General features: G+C 64.9%; 14 protein-coding genes and 1 pseudogene. 12 read left to right on the top strand and 3 right to left on the bottom strand.

The features are described 5' to 3' along the window. The 12 genes and pseudogenes from PO883_RS14085 to PO883_RS14140 form a co-directional block, all read left to right on the top strand. Positions 1-233 (top strand): annotated as a pseudogene (locus PO883_RS14085) (group II intron reverse transcriptase/maturase); the annotation flags it as partial. A gap of 244 nt (positions 234-477) precedes the next feature. Next, positions 478-1905, top strand: a complete 1428-nt coding sequence (locus PO883_RS14090) for an ice-binding family protein (protein ID WP_289310335.1) — start codon at positions 478-480, stop codon at positions 1903-1905. Between the two features lie 38 nt (positions 1906-1943). Continuing rightward, complete coding sequence (locus PO883_RS14095) at positions 1944-3089, top strand: OmpA family protein (RefSeq protein ID WP_289310336.1); 1146 nt, start codon at positions 1944-1946, stop codon at positions 3087-3089. 630 nt (positions 3090-3719) lie between these two features. Continuing rightward, positions 3720-5156 carry an ice-binding family protein gene (locus tag PO883_RS14100; RefSeq protein ID WP_289310337.1) on the top strand — a complete coding sequence of 479 codons (1437 nt, stop codon included), beginning with the start codon at positions 3720-3722 and terminating at the stop codon, positions 5154-5156. A gap of 22 nt (positions 5157-5178) precedes the next feature. Next, entirely contained in the window at positions 5179-6321 is a 1143-nt protein-coding gene (locus tag PO883_RS14105) for an OmpA family protein (RefSeq protein ID WP_289310338.1), read from the top strand. A gap of 170 nt (positions 6322-6491) precedes the next feature. After that, the gene (locus tag PO883_RS14110) at positions 6492-9047 is read left to right on the top strand and encodes an excinuclease ABC subunit UvrA (RefSeq protein ID WP_289310339.1); all 2556 of its coding nucleotides are present in this window, start codon (positions 6492-6494) and stop codon (positions 9045-9047) included. A gap of 409 nt (positions 9048-9456) precedes the next feature. Next, positions 9457-11157, top strand: a complete 1701-nt coding sequence (locus tag PO883_RS14115) for an ATP-dependent DNA helicase RecQ (RefSeq protein WP_289310340.1) — start codon at positions 9457-9459, stop codon at positions 11155-11157. 61 nt (positions 11158-11218) lie between these two features. Then, positions 11219-12343: a ligase-associated DNA damage response exonuclease gene (locus tag PO883_RS14120; RefSeq protein ID WP_289310341.1), complete on the top strand. Its 1125-nt coding sequence runs from the start codon at positions 11219-11221 to the stop codon at positions 12341-12343. Next, positions 12336-13967, top strand: a complete 1632-nt coding sequence (locus PO883_RS14125) for an ATP-dependent DNA ligase (protein WP_289310342.1) — start codon at positions 12336-12338, stop codon at positions 13965-13967. Before PO883_RS14120 ends, PO883_RS14125 begins: the two co-directional genes overlap by 8 nt. Continuing rightward, positions 13964-16438 carry a ligase-associated DNA damage response DEXH box helicase gene (locus PO883_RS14130; RefSeq protein WP_289310343.1) on the top strand — a complete coding sequence of 825 codons (2475 nt, stop codon included), beginning with the start codon at positions 13964-13966 and terminating at the stop codon, positions 16436-16438. Before PO883_RS14125 ends, PO883_RS14130 begins: the two co-directional genes overlap by 4 nt. Then, a complete protein-coding gene (pdeM, locus tag PO883_RS14135) occupies positions 16435-17085 on the top strand; it encodes a ligase-associated DNA damage response endonuclease PdeM (RefSeq protein WP_289310344.1) in 651 nt (216 codons plus the stop codon). Before PO883_RS14130 ends, pdeM begins: the two co-directional genes overlap by 4 nt. A 168-nt stretch (positions 17086-17253) precedes the next feature. Further along, positions 17254-18291 (top strand): glycine zipper 2TM domain-containing protein, encoded by a 1038-nt coding sequence (locus tag PO883_RS14140; protein ID WP_289310345.1) that lies wholly within the window; start codon positions 17254-17256, stop codon positions 18289-18291. 61 nt (positions 18292-18352) lie between these two features. Here PO883_RS14140 and PO883_RS14145 read toward each other — a convergent pair whose 3' ends face one another. The 3 genes from PO883_RS14145 to PO883_RS14155 form a co-directional block, all read right to left on the bottom strand. Next, complete coding sequence (locus PO883_RS14145) at positions 18353-19159, bottom strand: Crp/Fnr family transcriptional regulator (RefSeq protein WP_289310398.1); 807 nt, start codon at positions 19157-19159, stop codon at positions 18353-18355. Positions 19160-19617: 458 nt separating this feature from the next. Then, the gene (locus tag PO883_RS14150) at positions 19618-20262 is read right to left on the bottom strand and encodes a response regulator transcription factor (RefSeq protein WP_054263975.1); all 645 of its coding nucleotides are present in this window, start codon (positions 20260-20262) and stop codon (positions 19618-19620) included. Between the two features lie 161 nt (positions 20263-20423). Next, on the bottom strand, positions 20424-20888 hold the full coding sequence (locus PO883_RS14155) for a universal stress protein (RefSeq protein WP_289310346.1): 465 nt from the start codon (positions 20886-20888) through the stop codon (positions 20424-20426). Positions 20889-21028: the final 140 nt, after the last annotated feature.

Raw genomic sequence — 21028 nt, forward strand, 5'->3', positions numbered from 1 at the left:
AGGGAGCAGCGGGCGTGGATGGACTGGATATCAACCAGACTTCACGCCTTCTGGCGACCGAATGGCCGAACATCCGTAAACAACTGCTGGCAGGGGCGTATCGGCCTGAGCCGGTACGTCGGGTGACGATCCCGAAGCCGGACGGTGGCGAGCGCGAGCTTGGCATCCCGACGGTGACGGATCGCCTGATCCAGCAAGCACTGCTACAGGTGCTGCAACCGATACTTGATCCCACCTCCTGACCTCAACTACTCGAACCGCCCGGTGCGGACCCGCATGCATGCCGGGTGGTGTGGCAGGGGAGCGGCCATTCGCCGCCCCCTATGCCGATTTTACGGATGAGTGTGTTGCTGCGGTAATGGATATTTCCACGATTAAAAGGCTATGTGCGGTGGCGAACGGAGTTGAGGGTGTTAAAGGGCAATAGTGACTGACGTCGCTGCTTTCCGGCTATACGCTCACAACCAAGGAACCACAATGAAAATTACCACACACGCGAGGGCACTCATCTGCGCCGCGGGATTGCTCGCCGTTTCCCTATTAGCCGCCTGCGGCGGCGGCGGGGACCAGGGACGCGACCCGATCCTGGGCCAGCCGGCCGCGGCCCTGGTCAGCGTCGCCGTCACGCCAGCCAACGCCACGGTACTCACCGCTGAAACGCGCCAGTTCATCGCCACCGCCACTTACGCCGATGGGTCGTCGCGCGACGTGACGTCGACCTCGGCCTGGCTGTCCGCCTCGCCCGGGATCGCCGGCGTGGCCCCCGCCACCGGCCTGGCCACCGGCGTGACTGCCGGCAGCGCTGCCATCACCGCCACTTTTTCCAGCAAGACCGGTGCCGCCACCCTGGCCGTGACGACACCGTTGCCGCCGCCACCGCCGGTGGTCACCCTGTCGTCCATTGCGGTCACGCCGGCGACTGCGTCCATTACCGTGGGAGCGACCCAGCAATTCATTGCGATCGGCACCTACTCGGACAACTCGACCGCCATCATCACCAATGCGGTGACATGGAACTCGGCCACGAACGCCAGCGGCACGATCGCGGCGTCCGGCATGGCCTCCGGCGTTGCTGCCGGCACCACTGCGATCAGCGCCACCGGCGGCGGCAAAACCGCCAGCGCCGTCCTGACGGTCACCGCGTTGCCGGTCGTGCCGCCAGTCGTGCCGCCGGTCGTGCCACCAGTCGTTCCGCCAGTCGTACCGCCAGTCGTACCACCGGTCGTACCACCGGTCGTGCCGCCAGTCGTGCCACCGGTCGTTCCACCGGTGGTGCCGCCAGTCGTGCCACCAGTCGTACCGCCGGCTACCGATATCAGCCTGGGCCGCGCCGCCAGCTTTGCCGTGCTCGCCGGTACCTCGATCACCAATAATTCCGGCGGCACCACCTTGGTCACCGGCGACGTCGGTGCCCCATCGCAAACCACCGCGCCAACCCAGTCCGCCGGCTACGCGAATTACAGCTCCGGCGCGATCCTGGCAGGTGCACTGGAAGACTTGCAAATTGCCGTGACCAGCGCCAATAGCCAGACCTGCACTGTCAGCTCGGCGTCGGGTGTCGATCTTGGCGGGCTGGTGCTCACACCGGGCGTGTACTGCTATGCCGGCGCCATCAGCATCACCGGCACGCTGACGCTCAACGGTCCTGGTGTCTACATCTTCCGCACTGCCTCGACGCTCAACAGCACGGCCAATGCCATCGTGGCGCTGACCGGCGGCGCATCGGACGGCAGCCTGTACTGGATTCCGGCCGGCCCGACCACCCTGGGCGCGAACGGCGTCTTCAAGGGATCGATCTTGAGCCAGTCCGCCGCCATTACCGTCGGCGACAACACGAGCCTGTTGAGCGGCCGTGTACTGAGCGGCGCCGCGGTCACTCTGCGCAATAACCAGATCAGCAAATAATCCGCCCCAGGCCGACTTCCATTTTTTGAAAGCACATCATGACATTAGCAAAACACATCGGCGCCCTGAGCGTCATCGGCTGCGCCCTGCTGGCGAGCCAGGCCGCACGGGCCGACGAGCCCTTCGTCAACCCGGAGTGGGCCAACAGCGCCTGGTACATCGGTGCCGGGATCGGCCAATCGCGCGCCAATATCGACAATGAGCGCCTGACGCGCAGCCTGACGGCCAATGGCGCCATCCTGAACTCCTTCAAGGTCGACGAGCGCGACCTGGCTTACAAGCTGTTCGTCGGCAAGCAGCTGAACCGCTACTTCGCGGTCGAGGCAGGCTTTTTCGACCTGGGCAAATTCGGCTTCGATGCGAGCACGTCCCAGAATGGCCGGCTGGTCGGCCAAGCCGGTTTCCGTGGCGTCAACATGGATCTGGTGGCGCAGTTGCCGCTGTCGGACCGCTTTTCGGTACTGGGCCGGGTCGGCATGAATTACGCCAAGGCCAGCACGCACTTCAGCGGCAACCGTCTGTTCGCGGTGACCAATCCCAACCCGAGCGAGCGCAAGCTCAATGCCAAGGCCGGGGTGGGGCTGGAATTCAAATTCAGCGAAGCGCTGGCCCTGCGCGGCGAAGTTGAACGCTACCGCGTCAACGATGCCGTCGGCAATCGCGGCGATGTCGATATGGCATCGCTGAGCCTGGTGTACAAGCTGGGCCGTCCCGCAGCGAGCCGGCCGGCGCCGGTCGAGCCGATGGCGGCGCCTGCGCCAGTCGCGGCGGCACCGGCGCCGGTCCCCGTTGCGCCAGCGCCAGCCGCGCCGGTTGCCGTATCGGAAAAAGTGTCCTTTGCCGCAGAAGCGCTGTTCGACTTCGACAAGTCGGTGGTCAAGCCGGAAGGCAAGGCTGCGCTCGACGACCTGCTGGGCAAGCTGCAAGGCATGAATACCGAAGTGATGGTCACGGTCGGCCATACCGATTCGGTGGGTACCGATGCCTACAACCAGAAGCTGTCGATGCGCCGTGCCGAAGCGGTCAAGGCCTACATCGTCTCGAAAGGCGTGGAAGCGGCGCGCGTGTACACGGAAGGCAAGGGCGAATCGCAGCCGGTTGCCGACAACAAGACGGCCGAAGGGCGTGCCAAGAACCGCCGCGTGACGGTGGAAGTCGTTGGCACCCGCAGCGTCAATAAGTAAAGTGCCTCCAGCAACCGTTGCCTGACCGGGGGCAGGCCCCTTTGCATTTGCGGGGTCAGACCCCTTTGCACTGGGGTCATGTGACCGGGGTCAGACCCCTTTGCATGTGTGTTTGCATGACCTGACCGTGCATTTGTGGGGTCAGACCCCTTTGCACTGGGGTCATGTGACCGGGGTCAGACCCCTTTGCATGGGGGTCAGACCCCTTTGCATGACCTTTGCATGTGTTTGCATGACCTGACCGGGGGCAGACGCCGTGGCATGTGACCGGGGTCTGACCCCTTTGCATTTGGGGGTCTGACCCCTTTGCATTTGCATGTGTTTGCATGACCTGACCGGGGGCAGACGCCGTGGCATGTGACCGGGGTCTGACCCCTTTGCAGTGACCCCTTTGCAGGAATGGCAACGGTTGCAGGGGCAGCAGGAACGTGGAATGGGCCACCGGCCCCGTTTTTTGCCCGACCAAGGCATGCAAAGGGGCGCGCAGGACTTTCCCGTTGCGTTTTAGTACAATGTTGCCAATCTTTAAGTCGTTATGTTCGCTGACGCACAGAAGACCCTGATGCGTAGGAGAATAGTGTTGAATACGCTTCGTAGCGGCAAGAAATTTTCATTCCCAAGGATGCTTTGATGAACATTAAAAAATATACAACAACCCTGTTATGCGCGACCGGCCTGCTGGCCGCGTCCCTGCTGGCAGCGTGCGGCGGTAGCAGTGACCACGGCCGCGATCCGATTCTCGGCCTGCCGGCTGCGGAACTGGTCAGCGTCACGGTCACGCCGCCAACGGCCACCGTACTGACCGGCGCCAGCCAGCAATTCACCGCAACCGCCAGCTATGCCGACGGTACCTCGCGCAACGTGACCGATGTGTCGGTGTGGGCCTCGGCCTCGCCGACCATCGCCCGCGTCACCCCGTCCAGCGGCCTGGCCACCGGCCTGACCCCTGGCAGCGCCGCCATCACCGCCGCCTTCGGTGCCAAAACCGGCGCGGCGACCCTGGTGGTCAACGCACAAGTACCGGTCAACCCGCCTGTGGTCATCAGCCTGAGCGGCCTGTCGGTCACCCCGGCCGCTGCCAGCGTGCGCGTTGGCGCCAGCCAGCAGTTCACCGCGATCGCCACGTATTCCGATAGTTCGACCGCCGTCGTCACGAATGACGTGAAGTGGGCTTCGGGCAGCACCGCCATCGCTACCGTTGCCGCTTCGGGCAGCGCGACCGGCGTTGCCGTTGGCAATACCCTGATCACGGCCACCTCGGGCGACAAGAGCGCCACCGGCGCGCTGACCGTCACCCCGGCATTGATTATCGACCCGCCGCCGGTGGTTCCACCCGTCGTTCCGCCAGTCGTTCCACCAGTCGTGCCGCCAGTGGTGCCACCGGTCGTGCCGCCAGTGGTGCCGCCAGTGGTGCCGCCAGTGACCACCCCGCCAGTGGTGACGCCACCCGTCATTGACGTGCCTGCCGATGGCGGCATCGGCCTTGGCCGCGCGCGCGAATTTGCCGTGCTGGCAGTGACCACCATCACCAACAACGCTGGCGGCACCACCCTGGTGACCGGTGACGTCGGTGCGCCCGTCCAGAATGTCGAACCGCCGCAGCCTATCGGCTTTCGCAACGTCAAGTCCGGCTTCGAGCTGAGTGGTCCATATGAAGATCTGCAAGTGGCCGTGATCAATGCCAACAACCGTCCTTGCGCCATCCTGTCCGACGCCGGCATCGACCTCGGCGGACTGGTGCTCCAGCCTGGCGTGTACTGCTATTCCGGCGCGATCAGCCTGACCGGCAAACTGACCCTGAGCGGCAACGGTACCTACATCTTCCGCGCCAAGTCGACGCTGACCACGATGGCCAACTCCAGCATTGAGCTGACCAACGGTGCACGCGCCGACAATCTGTTCTGGGTGCCGGTCGAAGCGACCACCCTGGGCGCCAACAGCGCGTTCAAGGGAACAATCCTGAGCCGTGGCGAAGACATCACGGTCGGCGACGGCGCGACGGTGTTGAACGGTCGTTTGCTGAGCGGCAAGGCTGTAACGCTGCGCAACAACAAGATCACCAAATAAAAATAATTTTCGAGAGAGAGCAATGACATTTACTAAAAAAGCGGGCCTCATGGGCGCCATTGGCTGCGCCCTGGTCGCTGGCCAGGCAATGGCGGCGGACGACGTCTTCATCAACCCGGAGTGGGCCAACAGCGCCTGGTACGTGGGTGGCAACATCGGCCAGTCGCGCGCCAACATCGACGACGTGCGCCTGATCCGCAGCCTGACCGCCAACGGCGCCGGCCTGAACTCGTTCAACGCGGACGAGAAAGATGTCGGCTACAAGCTGTACGTCGGCAAGCAGCTGAACCAGTACTTCGCGGTCGAGGCCGGCTTCTTCGACCTGGGCAAGTTCAGCTTCAAGTCGACCACCACCCAGAACGGCACACTCAACGGCGAAGCCGGTTTCCGTGGCGCCAATCTGGACCTGGTGGCGCAAGTGCCGCTGTCGCAGCGCTTCTCGGTATTCGGCCGTGCTGGCATGAACTATGCCAAGGCGAGCACGCGCTTCAATGGTAACCGCCTGTTCGCGGTGACCAATCCGAGCCCGAGCGAGCGCAAGCTCAACGCCAAGGCCGGCTTGGGCCTGGAATACAAGTTCAGCGAAGCGCTGGCCTTGCGCGGCGAAGTCGAGCGCTACCGCGTCAACGATGCCGTGGGCAACCGTGGCGATGTCGATCTGTTCTCGTTCGGCCTGGTCTACAAGATCGGCCGTCCGGCCGCCAAGGCCGCACCGGCACCGGTTGCGCCGGCAGCGGCGCCAGTGGTGCCGACCGTGGCGCCGGAAGCGGCCCAGCCACAGCTTGAACCAGCCAAGCCGCTGAAACCGGTCGCCGAAAAAACCACCTTCTCGGCCGAAGCCGCGTTTGCCTTCGACAGCGCCGTGCTACGTCCGGCGGGCAAGGAATCGCTCGATGGGCTGCTGACCAAGCTGCAAGGCATGGATGCGGACGTCATGATCACGGTCGGCCACACCGACTCGATCGGGCGCGCCGCCTACAACGAGAAGCTGTCGCTGCGCCGCGCCGCGTCGGTCAAGGCTTACCTGGTGTCGAAGGGCGTCGACGCCGCGCGCGTCTACACCGAAGGCAAGGGCGAAACCCAGCCGGTGGCCGACAACAAAACGGCCGAAGGCCGCGCCAAGAACCGCCGCGTGACGGTGGAAGTGGTCGGTACGCGCCGCTAAGCCGATCCGGCTTGCTGTGCAAAAAAACCGCCGGGCTGCGCGCCTTGCGGTTTTTTTTCGTCGATGAGCGGCGTTTACGCATGCCACCGATCAATTTTTGTGTGGCAGCGTACGGTCGGCCGAGGCTGGCGGGGGTGTAATGGCGGCTGGCATATCATCGGCAGCTCCCCATGCGCAAGAAAAACGGCGACGCCCACGCCATCGCAGCGCTGGCCCGGCCCGGCTTCGTCCAGGTGCGCGGCGCGCGCGAGCATAATCTCAAGGACGTCGATGTCGACATTCCGCGCGACGCACTGGTCGTGTTCACCGGCGTGTCCGGCTCGGGCAAGTCCTCGCTCGCTTTCGGTACCCTGTACGCCGAGGCCCAGCGGCGCTACCTCGAATCGGTATCGCCCTACGCGCGCCGCCTGTTCCACCAGATGCCGGTGCCCGACCTCGACGATATCGACGGCTTGCCGCCCGCCGTCGCCCTGCAGCAGCAGCGCGGCTCGCCCACCACCCGCTCGTCGGTCGGCAGCGTGAGCACCTTGTCCAATTCCCTGCGCATGCTGTATTCGCGCGCCGGCGACTATCCGGCGCGCCAGCCGCTCCTGTACGCCGAATCGTTTTCGCCGAATACCCCGGAAGGGGCGTGCACCGAGTGCCATGGGCTGGGCCGCGTGTACCAGGTCACCGAACAATCGATGGTCCCCGACGACAGCCTGACCATCCGCGAACGCGCCGTCGCCGCCTGGCCCACCGCCTGGCACGGCCAGAACCTGCGCGATATCCTCGTCACGCTCGGCCACGATGTGGATAGGCCCTGGCGCGACCTGCCCAAAAAGGTGCGCAACTGGATCCTGTTCACCGACGAGCAGCCCAGCGTGCCGGTGTACGCGGGCTTCACGCCCGACGAGGTGCGCGCGGCGCTGGGGCGCAAGGAAACGCCGAGCTACCAGGGCACCTTCACGGGTGCGCGCCGCTACGTGCTGCACACCTTTGCCAGCACCGAAAGCGCCTCGATGAAAAAGCGCGTGGCGCGCTACATGGTCAGCGCCGAATGCCCGCTATGCCGCGGCAAGCGCCTGCGCCAGGAATCGCTGTCGGTGACGTTTGGGGGCATGGACATCGCCGACATCTCGCGCCTGCCGCTGGAACGCTTGTCGACACTGCTGCGGCCCTTCGCCGATGGCAGCGCGCCGCGCAATGCCAGGGCGGCGGCGCTGCATCCCGAAAAAACCATCGTTACGCGCCGCATCGCCGAAGACCTGGTCGCGCGCCTGGACGTGCTGCTGGCGCTGGGCCTGGGCTACCTCTCGCTCGAACGCAGCACGCCGACCCTGTCGCCGGGCGAGTTGCAGCGCCTGCGCCTGGCGACTCAGGTGCGCTCCAACCTGTTCGGCGTGGTGTATGTGCTCGACGAGCCGTCCGCCGGCCTGCATCCGGCCGATACCGAAGCCTTGCTCACCGCGCTGGCCCTGCTCAAGGCGGCCGGCAATTCGCTGTTCGTGGTCGAACATGCGCTCGACGTGATCCGCCACGCCGACTGGATTGTCGACGTCGGCCCCGAGGCGGGCGAGCAGGGCGGCCATGTCCTGTACAGCGGCCCGCCCGATGGCCTGCGCCATATCGAGGCTTCGCACACGCGCCGCTATCTGTTCGCGGCCGACCCGCCGGCGCCGCGCACGCCACGCACGCCAGGCGCCTGGCTGCGTCTCGAAGGCGTCAGCCGCAATAACCTCGACCGCCTCGATATCGACCTGCCGCTCGGCGTGCTGGCCAGCGTGACTGGCGTCTCCGGCTCGGGCAAATCGACCCTGGTCAGCCAGGCGCTGGTGGAACTGGTGGGCGCCGCGCTCGGCCAGCCGCAGGCGGCGCAGGCCGACGAAGCCGAGGAGCCGGAACACGAAGAGATCATTGCCATCGAGGGGCGCATCGTGTCGGGCATGGAGCGCATCTTGCGCCTGGTGCGGGTCGACCAGAAGCCGATCGGGCGCACGCCGCGTTCCAACCTGGCCACCTACACCGGCCTGTTCGACCATGTGCGCAAGCTGTTCGCCGCCACCGGCACCGCACGCGCGCGGCGTTACGACGCGGGCCGCTTTTCGTTCAACGTGGCCAAGGGACGCTGCACGCATTGCGAAGGCGAGGGACAGGTCATGGTCGAACTGCTGTTCCTGCCCAGCGTGTACGCGCCATGCCCGACCTGCAACGGCGCGCGCTACAACGCGAAAACGCTGGAGGTGACGTACAACGGCAAGAATATCGCCGAGGTGCTGGCCATGACGGTCGATGCCGCCGCCGCCTTCTTCGCGCAGGAAGCGCCGGTGGCGCGTTCGCTGGAGGTGCTGCGCGATGTCGGCCTGGGCTACCTGCGCCTCGGCCAGCCGGCCACCGAGCTGTCGGGCGGGGAGGCGCAGCGCATCAAGCTGGCTACGGAATTACAGCGCGCCGCGCGCGGCAGCATGCTGTATGTCCTCGACGAACCGACCACCGGCTTGCATCCGTCCGACGTCGACAAGCTGCTGGTGCAGCTGGAACGGCTGGTCGAAGCGGGCAACAGCGTGATCGTGGTCGAACACACGATGCGGGTGGTGGCCGCCAGCGACTGGGTGATCGATATCGGTCCGGGCGCCGGGGACGCGGGCGGGAAGGTGGTGTGCTCAGGGCCGCCGGCCGTGCTGGCGCGCGAGAAACGCAGCCGCACCGCACCGTATCTGGTCAAATTCCTGGCGGCGAAAAGCTGATGCGGCGAAGGGAAGGGAAGGTCAGTCGTGACGCTTGCGGCGGCTCCAGGCGCACGCCAGGGGCGCAGCGCATGGAGCGTGCACCGGTTTAATGAAAGAACAAGGCCGCCGCGGTACCGCTTAACACATCGGTGGAGCACAACAAATACGTTGCGGCGCTAGCCAGGGCGACGTGCAGGGCAGCCCAAGTCAGTGGAAATAAGCGCATCATGATGTCCTCCGGTCGTGCGTTAAGAGAATTGCTTTCGGTATGTGATCATCTTAGTCAATGTTCTCTGTGGAAACTATCGGCAAAACGTCCGACGACATGTAGGACTTTGGCTCGCCAGTTTCGCTGTTGCCATTATCCTACGAAAAATGTAGGCGGCGTCCTATGGTGAACCGTTGGCGTGCGCCATAAAGTCGTGCCATGACTACTCACAACCAACAACTCCTGCATAACGGCGCCCGCGCCGTCCGCCGCCATACCATCAACAAACTGCTGCGCTCGATTTTTGGGGTGGAGAGTTTGCGGGATGGCCAGCAACAAGTGATCGACAGCGTTCTCGACGACAAGGATACGCTCGCGATCATGCCGACCGGCAGCGGTAAATCGCTGTGCTACCAGATTCCAGCGCGCATCTTGCAAGGGACGACGATTGTCGTCTCGCCGTTGATTTCGCTCATGAAAGACCAGCTTGAAAAGCTCGACGCACTTGGCGTGCTTGCCGTGCAGGTCAACAGCAGCCTGACGCGAGAAGAGGAAGACGCGGCCATGGAGGGCATCCGCAGCGGCGTTCACGAAATCGTGTTCTGCACGCCGGAGCGGCTGTCGATGCCATCTTTCCTCGACGCGTTCAGGCAGATCGAGGTGGCGCTGCTGGTGATCGACGAAGCTCATTGCATTTCGCAGTGGGGCCACGATTTCCGCCCCGCTTACCTTGACATGGCGGCCGCCATCGATGCCCTGAAACGCCCGCCCGTGCTGGCGCTGACCGCCACCGCGACCGACGACGTGGTGACCGACATCGCCCGCCAGCTTGGCCGCGCGCGCATGAACGTGGTCAATACGGGCATTTACCGTCCCAACCTGCATTACCGCGTGGCGCAGGTCACCAACAACGACGAGCGCTATGCGCGCGCGCTGGACTATGTGCAGGCCTCGCAGGGCGTGGGCATCGTCTACGCGGCCACCGTCAAGGCGGCCGAAGAGATGCTCGCCATCCTGGTCAATGCCGGCGAAAGCGCCACGCTCTATCACGGCAAGCTGCCTGCGGCTGTGCGCAAGCGCAACCAGGATGAATTCATGTCCGGCGAAAAGCGCGTGATGGTCGCCACCAACGCGTTCGGCATGGGCATCGACAAGCCGGATACCCGTTTCGTGCTGCATTTGCAGCTGCCTGCCAACCTGGAAGCCTACTACCAGGAGTCCGGCCGCGCCGGGCGCGATGGGCTCGACGCCGAGTGCACCCTGCTGTACTTCCAGGACGACAAGCGCCTGCAGCAGTTCTTCCTCGTGAAGCACTACCCGACTGCGAACGACCTGAAAGCGCTCTACGACACCGTGTGCGCGATGGGTCAGGAAGAGAAGGTCAGTTTCGAGCGCGTGAACGGTGAACTGGACGAACTGGCATCGGGCAAGCTGAAAATCTGCCTCAAGCTGCTCAAGGACGGCAAGCTGCTGCGCCAGAACCGCAAGCTCGATTACATCGTGACGCCGAAAGAAGCCAGCGCCGGCCTGTTCGAGGAGCTGTCCGCCATTTACGCGCGCAAGCAGGAGCGCGACCGCGAATCGCTGGCGCAGATGGTGTCGTACGCGGTGAGTGGCTTTTGCCGCTGGAAGGTGCTGCTCGATTACTTCAAGGATGAAGTCGAGGGCTTCGACAAATGCTGCCGCTGCGATAACTGCCTCAATCCGCCGGCGGTGGCCGAGATCGAGATCCGCGACGACGAATTCGAGCGCGATCCCGAACCCGTCCCGGCCGCGCCGCGTTTCGAACCGGGTACCCAGGTGCGCGTGCCCAGGTTCGACGTCGGCACGGTGGTGTCGATGGCGGGCGACCAGGTGACCATCGTCTTCCCCGAACATGGCGAAAAGACCTTCCTGGCCGATTACGTGGAAGTCGCCTGAGCAGCGGTCTGACTGTCAGCGCCGTCCGGCGGCGCGAGGAGAAAAACATAGGAGTGCACGCATGTCGGACATGGTAGTGGTACGCAAGGAGGGACTGTTTTGCGTCCCTGGGCAGTTCTATATCGACCCGTGGCGGCCGGTGGACCGCGCCGTGATCACCCACGCGCATGGCGACCACGCGCGCGTCGGCCACGGCCACTACCTGTCGGCAGCCGGCGGCGTGAATGTGCTGCGCTCGCGCCTGGGCGACATCCACATCGACGGCCTCGAATACGGCGAGCGCATCGTGCACAACGGCGTGACGGTCTCGCTGCATCCGGCCGGTCACGTGCTTGGCTCGGCCCAGGTGCGCATGGAGCATCGCGGCGAAGTGTGGGTCGCTTCCGGCGACTACAAGGTCGAACCGGACCGCACCTGCGCGCCTTTCGAGCCGGTGCGCTGCGATACCTTCATCACTGAATCGACATTCGGGCTGCCGATCTACCGCTGGCAACCGGAGCAGGAAATTTTCGACGACATCAATCGCTGGTGGCGCAAGAATGCCGACCAGGGCCGTGCCAGCGTGGTCTTCGCCTACTCGTTCGGCAAGGCACAGCGCATCCTGTCCGGCCTCGATCCATCGATCGGCACCATCATCTGCCACGGTGCGGCCGAACCGATCAACCGCGTCTACCGCGAAGGCGGCGTGGCCCTGCCGCCCACCGTGCTGGTGACCCAGGTTGACAAGGCGGCCATCAAGCGTTCGATTGTGATCGCGCCGCCATCGGCGGGCAATTCCACCTGGATGAAGCGCTTCGGCGACTACAGCGATTCCTTCGCCAGCGGCTGGATGCAGTTGCGCGGCGCGCGCCGCCGGCGTGGCGTGGACCGCGGCTTCGTGCTGTCCGACCACGCCGACTGGCCCGGCCTGATGACGGCCATTCGCGCCACCGGGGCGCCACGCGTGATCGTCACCCACGGCTCGATTCCCATCATGGTGCGCTGGCTGCGCCAGGTGGGCCTGGACGCCTCGGGTTTCGATACCGAATACGGCGACGAGGACGAAGCCGTGGAAGCGGCGGCGCCGGTGGCCGATCCCGCGCCCGATGGGACGCCCGATGGGACGCCCGATGGGACGCCCTATGGGACGCCCTATGGGACGCCCTATGGGACGCCCTATGGGACGCCCGAGGTGACGGATGCGTGAGTTTGCCCGCCTGTACACCGAGCTCGACGAGACCACCGCCACCAACCGCAAGCTCGAGGCGCTGCAAGCCTACTTTGGCAGCGCGGCGCCCGACAACGCTGCCTGGGCGGTCTACTTCCTGGCTGGCGGCAAGCCGCGCCAGGCCGTGCCGAGCAAGCTGCTGCGCCAGTACGCCATCGACTACGCGCAGCTCGACGAGTGGCTGTTCGAGGAGTCGTACAACGCGGTCGGCGACATGGCCGAAACCATCGCCCACATCCTGCCGCCGCCCGGGCGCCAAAGCGACATCGGCCTGGCCGAGTGGATGCAGGAGCGCATCGGTCCCTTGCGCGGCGCCGATCCGGCCACCATTCGCACGGCCTTGTTCGGGTTCTGGAACGAACTCGATTGGCGCGAACGCTTTTTGCTGACCAAATTGATCGGTGGCGGCTTTCGGGTCGGCGTGTCGAAACTGCTGGTCACGCGCGCGCTGTCTTCGCTGGCGGCGGTCGACAGCAAGCTGATTGCCCAGCGCCTGATGGGCTGGACCGATGGCAGTGTGCGGCCCACGGCGGCCGGCTTCCTGCAGCTGATCGCCGCCCAGTCGGACGATGAGCACACACTGCGCGGCGGCCAGCCCTATCCCTTCTTCCTTGCGCACCAGTTGCAGGGCGAGCCGGAAGGACTGGGGGAGGTGGGCGACTGGCAGGTGGAATGGAAGTACGACGGCATCCGCGCGCAGCTGGTGCGGCGCGGCGCGCAAAACTATCTCTGGTCGCGCGGCGAAGACCTGATCACGGAACGCTTTCCCGAGCTGGCGGCGCTGCCTCTGCCCGAGGGCACGGTCATCGATGGCGAAGTGCTGATCTGGACCGGGGAAGACACGCCGGCCGCGTTTGCGGACCTGCAAAAGCGCATCGGCCGCAAGACCTTGTCCGCCAGGCTGCTGGCCGAACTGCCAGCGCTGCTGGTGGCCTACGACCTGCTGGAGCAGGATGGCGTTGACCTGCGCGCGCTGCCCCAGCACGAACGGCGCGTCCTGCTGGAGGTGCTGGTGCGCGAGACTGCCAAGCCGCAACTGAAGTTGTCGCCCCTGATCCGCGCGGCCAGCTGGCACGAACTGGCCAGGGTGCGCACCGAATCGCGCGCGCGCGGCGTGGAGGGCATGATGCTCAAGGCGCGCGACGCCCAGTATGGCGTGGGCCGCACCAAGAACGTGGGCACCTGGTGGAAGTGGAAGGTCGATCCGTACACCATCGACGCGGTGCTGATCTACGCGCAGGCGGGCCACGGCCGGCGCGCCTCGCTCTACACCGACTACACCTTCGCGCTGTGGGACGGCGAGGACGGCGAGCGCAAGCTGGTGCCGTTTGCAAAGGCGTATTCGGGCCTGACCGATGCCGAAATCGCGGTGGTCGACAATGCCATCCGCAAGACCACGGTCGAAAAATTCGGGCCGGTGCGCTCGGTGCGCCCGACCATGGTGTTCGAAATCGGCTTCGAGGGCATTGCGCTCTCCAGCCGCCACAAGGCCGGCATCGCGGTGCGCTTTCCGCGCATCTTGCGCAAGCGCGACGACAAGACCGTCGATGACGCCGATTCGCTCGATACACTCAAGGGCCTGCTGGCCGCCGCCGGTTCATGAGCAAGAGCCAGATGGGGCAGGCCATCGACGCCTGGTTCGCTGAGCGCAAATGGAAGGTGTTCCCGTTCCAGCGCGCGGTGTGGCGCGCCGCGCTGGCCGGCGAATCGGGCCTGCTGCACGCGAACACGGGCGCCGGCAAGACGTACGCGGTATGGCTGGCGGCGCTGCTGCGCGGTGCGCTGGCGGGCAAGCGCAAGGCGTCCGGCCTGCGCGTGCTGTGGATTACGCCGATGCGCGCGCTGGCTGCCGATACCCAGCGCGCGCTGGAGGAGTCTGCGGCGGTGCTGGCGCCCGGCTGGACGATCGGCGCGCGTACCGGCGACACCAGCTCAAGCGAGCGCGCGCGCCAGTCGCGCGCCATGCCGTCGGCGCTGATCACCACGCCCGAGAGCCTGTCGCTGTTGCTCAGTCACGCGGCGGCGCAGACCCAGTTCGCCAGCCTGGACATGATCATCATCGACGAGTGGCATGAACTGATGGGCAGCAAGCGCGGGGTGCAGGTGCAACTGGCGCTGGCCCGCCTGCGTTACTGGAACCCGCAACTGGTGGTGTGGGGCTTGTCGGCCACGATGGGCAACCTGGCGCAGGCGCAGGACGTGCTGCTTGGCGTTGGCAAGGGCACGCTGGTCGAGGGCGACCTGAAAAAGGAAATCCGGGTCGATACCCTGATTCCCGCCAATGTGTCGCGCTTTCCATGGGGCGGACATCTGGGCATCGCCATGCTGCAACCGGTGATCGACGAGATCGAGGAATACAACGCCACGCTGGTGTTTACCAATACCCGTTCGCAGTCGGAGCTGTGGTACCAGAACATCCTGGAAGCGCGCCCCGACTGGGCTGGCGTGATCGCGCTGCATCACGGCTCGCTCGACCGCGAGGTGCGCGAGTGGGTCGAAAACGGCTTGAAAAAGGGGGAGCTGAAAGCGGTGATCTGCACCGCCAGCCTGGACCTGGGCGTGGACTTCCTGCCGGTCGAACGGGTACTGCAGATCGGCAGTGCCAAGGGCATCGCGCGCTTGCTGCAGCGCGCCGGGCGCAGCGGCCACGCACCGGGGCGCGTCTCGCGCGTGACGCTGGTGCCGACCCACAGCCTGGAATTGCTGGAAGCGGCGGGCGCGAAGCACGCTGTCGCGGCGCGCCGCATCGAAGGGCGGCTGGTGCCCAACAAGCCGTTCGACGTGCTGGTGCAGCATCTGGTGACGGTGGCGCTGGGCGGCGGCTTTCGCTCCGAACAGCTGTACCAGGAGGTGCGCAGCGCCTGGTCGTACCGCGCGCTCACGCCGGAGGAGTGGCAATGGGCGCTCGATTTCGTGGCGCGCGGCGGGCAAAGCCTGACCGCGTATCCGGAATACCAGCGCGTGATCGCCGACGACGTGGGCGTATACCGCGTGCCGAGCGTGGCGCTGGGGCGGCGTCACCGCATGGGCATCGGCACCATTGTGTCCGATTCGACGATGCAGGTGAAGTACATGAGCGGAGGGCGCATCGGCAGCGTCGAGGAATCGTTCATCTCGCGCCTGAAGGCGGGCGATCATTTCCTGTTCGGCGGACGGATCCTGGAGTTCATCCGGGTGCACGAGATGACCGCATTCGTGAAGCGCGCCACCGGGGCGCGCGGGGCGGTGACGCGCTGGCAGGGCGCCAAGATGCCGATGTCGTCGGAACTGGCGCACGCCGCGCTCGAAGAATTACGCCACGCGGCACGTGGCGAGTTCCGAGGTCCGGAAATGGAGGCGATCCGCCCGCTGCTGGAAATCCAGCAGCGCTGGTCCGCGCTGCCGACCATCGATACGCTGGTGGTGGAGGCCATGACCAGCCGCGAGGGCTATCACCTGTTCATGTATCCGTTCGCGGGACGCTCCGTGCACATGGGACTGGCCTCGCTGTTCGCCTACCGCATCGCGCGCGTGCAGCCGATCACGTTTTCGATCGCGATCAATGATTATGGCTTCGAGCTGCTGGCGGCCGAACCGGTGGACTGGGCGCGCGCGTTTGTGGCGGCGTCGGCCAACGTGACGGGGCTTGAGGTGCCCTTGTTTTCCACCGAACTGCTGCTCGACGACGTGCTGGCGAGCCTGAACGCGACCCAGCTTTCGCAGCAGCGCTTCCGCGAAGTGGCGCGCATCGCCGGGCTGGTGTTCCAGGGCTATCCGGGCCAGCCGAAAAGCACGCGCCAGATCCAGGCATCGTCGTCGCTGTTTTTCGAGGTATTCCGCAAGCACGATGCGGGCAACCTGCTGCTCACGCAGGCGCAGCGCGAGGTGATGGAGCAGGAGCTGGAATTGACGCGCCTGCGCGACACCCTGATCGAGCTGCATGCGCGCAGCGTGGCTTTTCGCGAAGTCAAACGCGCCACGCCGTTCGGCTTTGCGCTGATGGTCGAGCGCTTTCGCGAAAAACTCAGCACCGAAAAGCTGTCGGACCGCGTGGCACGCATGCTGCGCGAACTGGAGAAGGCGGCCCTGCCATGACGTTCCGCGCGATGCAGCTGGCTGATGAAACGGTCTTGCTGCTGCCCGAAAAGGCCTTGTACTGGCCGGCGCGCCGGATGCTGGTCATCGCCGACATCCACTTCGGCAAGGCGGCCTCGTTCCGCGCGCAGGGCGTGCCGGTGCCGCGCGGGACCACCACCGAGAACCTTGACGCCCTCGACGCGCTGATGGCCGCGCATGAAACCCGCGAGATCGTCTTCCTGGGCGACTTCCTGCACGCGCGCGCCGCCCATGCCCCGGCCACGCTGAACGCGATGCTGGCGTGGCGCGCGCGCCATCCGGACCTGGTCCTGACCCTGGTGCGCGGGAACCACGACAAGCACGCGGGCGACCCGGCGGCGGCGCTGGCGATCGGCATGGTCGACGAGCCGCACACGGTGGCGCCGTTCTCGTTTTGCCACCATCCCGACATCGCCGCGCCGGGCTACGTGCTGGCGGGGCATGTGCATCCGGTATTCCGGATCTCGACCCGGCTCGATTCGCTGCGCCTGCCATGCTTCCTGATCGGACCGGCACGCATGGTGCTGCCATCGTTCGGCGCGTTTACGGGCGGCTTCGTGGTCGCACCGGGGCCGGGGGAGCAGGTGTGTGTCAGCTCGGGCGAGGCTGTGCATTGCGTACGCTAGCGCACCGACGCCCGTATACGTTGCGCGTAACTTGACATGACTGCTGGAAATATCCGGCTTCGCTGAACAACCTCCTAGGAGATCATCATCAAACCGACAACAATATTTCGCGCCGCATCGCGCGTCGCATCGCGCGTCGCATTCCTGGCTGCGCTGCCACTCTTTTCCGTGACCCTGGCCGCGCCTGCACTGGCGCAGCAATACAACAACAATGCCGCCGCCTACACTCCGGTGATCCGCGGTTTTGATGTGGAAGAAGTGCGCCGCCTCAAGCCAGGCGTGGAATTGAACTTCAACCTGTACGGCACTCCGGGCGGACGCGCGACCCTGAGCATCGCCGGCGCCAACCGCAACCTGAACCTGACCGAAACCGAGCCGGGCCAGTACGAAGGCACCTACACCCTCGGCGGGCGCGACAACATCACGGGCGGCAGCGCCGTGACCGCCAACCTGCGCGTCGGTAACCAGGTCACCAGTGGCGTGCTCAGCGAATCGCTGTTGCGCGACGTCGGCCGCCATCCGCGCGACAACCAGGGCCGCGAACGCACCGCCGATGTGCCGCGTATCGCGCGCTTCGAGGTGCAGGGCGATGATGATTTAACGCCGGGCAATGAACTGGTGTTTTCGGTCTACGGTACGCCGGGGGCCAAGGTCGACATGACCATCGCCGGCACCCGTGGCGTGTTCTTCTTGCCGGAAGTTAATCCCGGCGAATACAGCGGCGGTTATACGATCCGCCGCGCCGACCGGATTGCACCGAACAGCGCCGTGACGGCCACCATGCGCGTGGGCGGCCGCGTGTCGACCGCCGTCCTCGGCAAGCCGCTGCGTGTCGCGGCCGCCACGCCAACGCCACGCGAAGTGCGTTACTGCACCAATTGCGCCACGGTGGACGCGATCAATGTGGTCGAGGTCAATGGCGACGGTAATTATCTCGGCACCATCGGTGGCGGCGTGCTTGGCGCCGTGCTGGGCAGCCAGGTCGGCAAGGGCCACGGCCGTACCGCGGCACAGATCGCCGGCGCAGTCGGCGGCGCCTATGTGGGCCGCAATATCGAGCGCAATGCCCGCAAGACCCAGCATTACGAAGTGGTGATCCGCTTCAGCAACGGCGGTACCCAGACCGTGACGTACGAAAACGACCCAGGCCTGCGCGTGGGCGAAAAGGTCCGGATCACGGACGGCGTGCTGTCGCGCGACCAGTAACATGGTGTGATGCAATGCAAACGGCGCCCCGCAGGGCGCCGTTTTTGCAGGCGGAAACGTTTCAGACGGTGGTGGTGGCCAGCAGCTTGGCGTCGCCAGCCTGTTCGGCTTCGGCCTTGGCCTTGGCGGCGCTGTTCTGCTTGGCGCGCGAGCGCGATGGCGGCAGGCGGCGCAGGGTCTTGAGGGCATCGGCATCCTTGATGCCGATGGTGCGCTGGTCGACCGTGATCAACCCGATTTCGTTGAAAGCCGACAAGGTGCGGCTGACGGTTTCCAGGGTCAGGCCCAGGTAGCTGCCGATTTCATGGCGCGTCATGCGCAGGTTGAACAGCTTGCTGGAATAACCCATGGCGGCGAAACGGTCGGCCAGCGACACCAGGAAGCGCGCCACGCGGGCTTCCGCGCTGAGCGCGCCCAGCATGCCGATCATGGCTTGTTCGCGCACCAGTTCGCGGCTCATCACGCCGTACATGACGTTTTCCAGTTCCAGGTGCACGCGGCCGAGGGCCGTGAGCTTTTTGAACGGCAGCAAGATCAGATCGCAGTCGGACAGGGCCACCGCTTCGGAAGCGTAGTGGCGGGTGTGGATGCCATCGACGCCGAGCATGTCGCCCTTCATGGGGAAGCTGAGTACCTGTTCGTTGCCGAATTCGTCGATGAGCACGGTCTTGAGGAAGCCGGAGTTGACGATGTAGAGGGTGTCGAAGGCCTGGCCGATGGTGTGGACGCGCTGGCCGGTCTTGAATTGCACATGCTGGAACAGCAGTTCTTCGCTGTTGATCGACACCGCCGCGCTGATGTGCAGCAGGTCGCAGACTTCCTTGAGATTGGACCAGAGGCGGCCCTGGCGCTGCCGGCCTGCTTCCATCGGAGAGGAATGCATGGTCGACGTGGGGGTGTTGCGGTTGTCTTGCGGTGGCGTGGTCAGCATGCTCATCTCCAGGGTAAGGAAAATTCGAAGTTTCAGGCTGCGGGTATCAGGCTTGAACAACGATCTGAACGACCTGCGACCGGAGCTTCAAAAGTGATGTACAGCACGGCTGGCTAGCTTGCGTAAGAACAATTTATGAACCGCAGGAAAGCCGAATCGCTGGATTTAAGTATGCCAACACGAGCCCGGCATTGATATCAGCGAACGCTGAATCTGGGAGTAGGATAGGGCGCGCCCTTGTAGGACTATTCCTAGTGGAAGTGCCGATCCACAGAGTGAAAACATGATCGTGGGAGCGAGGCGGAGTGCGTGCTACTGATGGGTACAAAAGGCGATTACTTGAGGTTTCTCGGCACGAATTTATCGCGCCGGTGTCTAAAACTTTTCGCCCCCTGTTACGTCTTGAATGGCGACAGCAGGCGATGGGCCACGGCGTACTGCACCATTTCCGATAGCGAGGTCATGCCCATTTTTTGCATGATGCGCGTTTTGTGGGTGCTGACCGTCTTCACGCTCAGGTGCAGGCTGTTGGCGATCTCGGTAATCGACTTGCCGCCCACCAACAATGAAAAGACTTCGAATTCGCGGTCCGACAACTGCTTGTGCAGCAACTGTTCGTTGGGCGTCATGATGTTCAGCGCCAGCTGCTCGGCCACTTCGGTGCTGATGTAGGGCCGCCCCGAGGCCACCTTGCGGATCGCCCCCACCAGCTGGGTGCCGGCGCTTTCCTTGGTCAGGTAGCCCTGGGCGCCGGCCCGGATGGCACGCACGGCGTACTGCTCTTCCTCGTGCATGGTGAGGATCAGGATGGCCAGCTTGGGCGCTTCGCTGCGGATCTGGCGGATCAGGTCGACGCCGCTGCGCCCCGGCATCGACAGGTCCAGCAGCAGCAGGTCGAAGCCGCCCTGGCGCACGTGCGACAGCACTTCAAAGCCGTTGATGGCTTCCCCGACAATATCGATGTCGAGGGCGCCGTCGAGGATGCGCTTGAGGCCCTCGCGCATGATCGTGTGGTCATCGGCAACAACAATGCGTATCATAAAATTACAATCAGATAAGTGAGCATGGGACGGCAAACACGCCGCTGAAAAAGACGACTGGGCAGCAAGACGGCGGCAACGCCAGCGCGGACGCCCCGCAGCCCGGGACAGGGTACGGCAAAATGGTCGCTTGCGCTATAGGCAAATCTGCTAGGTAACTGCTAGGTTCCCGGTTCCTTGATCAGCCGGTGCACCAGTACCGGCTTGCTGGTGTGCGAGAGCACCTTGTTCGTCACGCTGCCCAGCAAGAGCTGGCCCCAGCCGCTGCGCCCGTGCGAACCCATGAAGATCAGGTCGCACTGGCGCTGCTCCGCCACCTCGACGATCTTGAGCGCGGCGGCATCGGCAAAGGCCGTCATGCCCTCGCAGCGCAGCCCCGCATCCTGCGCCGCCCGCAGGACCGAATCGAGGTGCTCCTGGCCGACGCGCCGCATCTGCGCCAGATATTCCTCTTCGCTGGGATAGGAGGGCGGGATGATTTCCACGTACACCGGGTACTGGTACTCCGGCGCCACATAGAGGGCCAGCACATCGGCCCCCATCTGTTTGGCGAAATCGACGCCGGCACAGGCGGTGTGTTTCGATACCGCCGAGCCATCTGTCGTAATCAGGATCTTCCGATACATGATGAGTTCTCCCCGCAGCAGGTCGTATTCTGTATTGTAGTGCGCGTTCTGACGATTGATAGAACGCAAACCTTTGATCTTGATCAAACCGACAAGCAAGCTGGAGGCGGCTGATGTCCCATTTTTTGCCGGGCGCGCGC

The sequence above is a fragment of the Massilia sp. DJPM01 genome, assembly GCF_030348125.1.
Taxonomy (GTDB): domain Bacteria; phylum Pseudomonadota; class Gammaproteobacteria; order Burkholderiales; family Burkholderiaceae_D; genus Telluria_A; species Telluria_A frigida.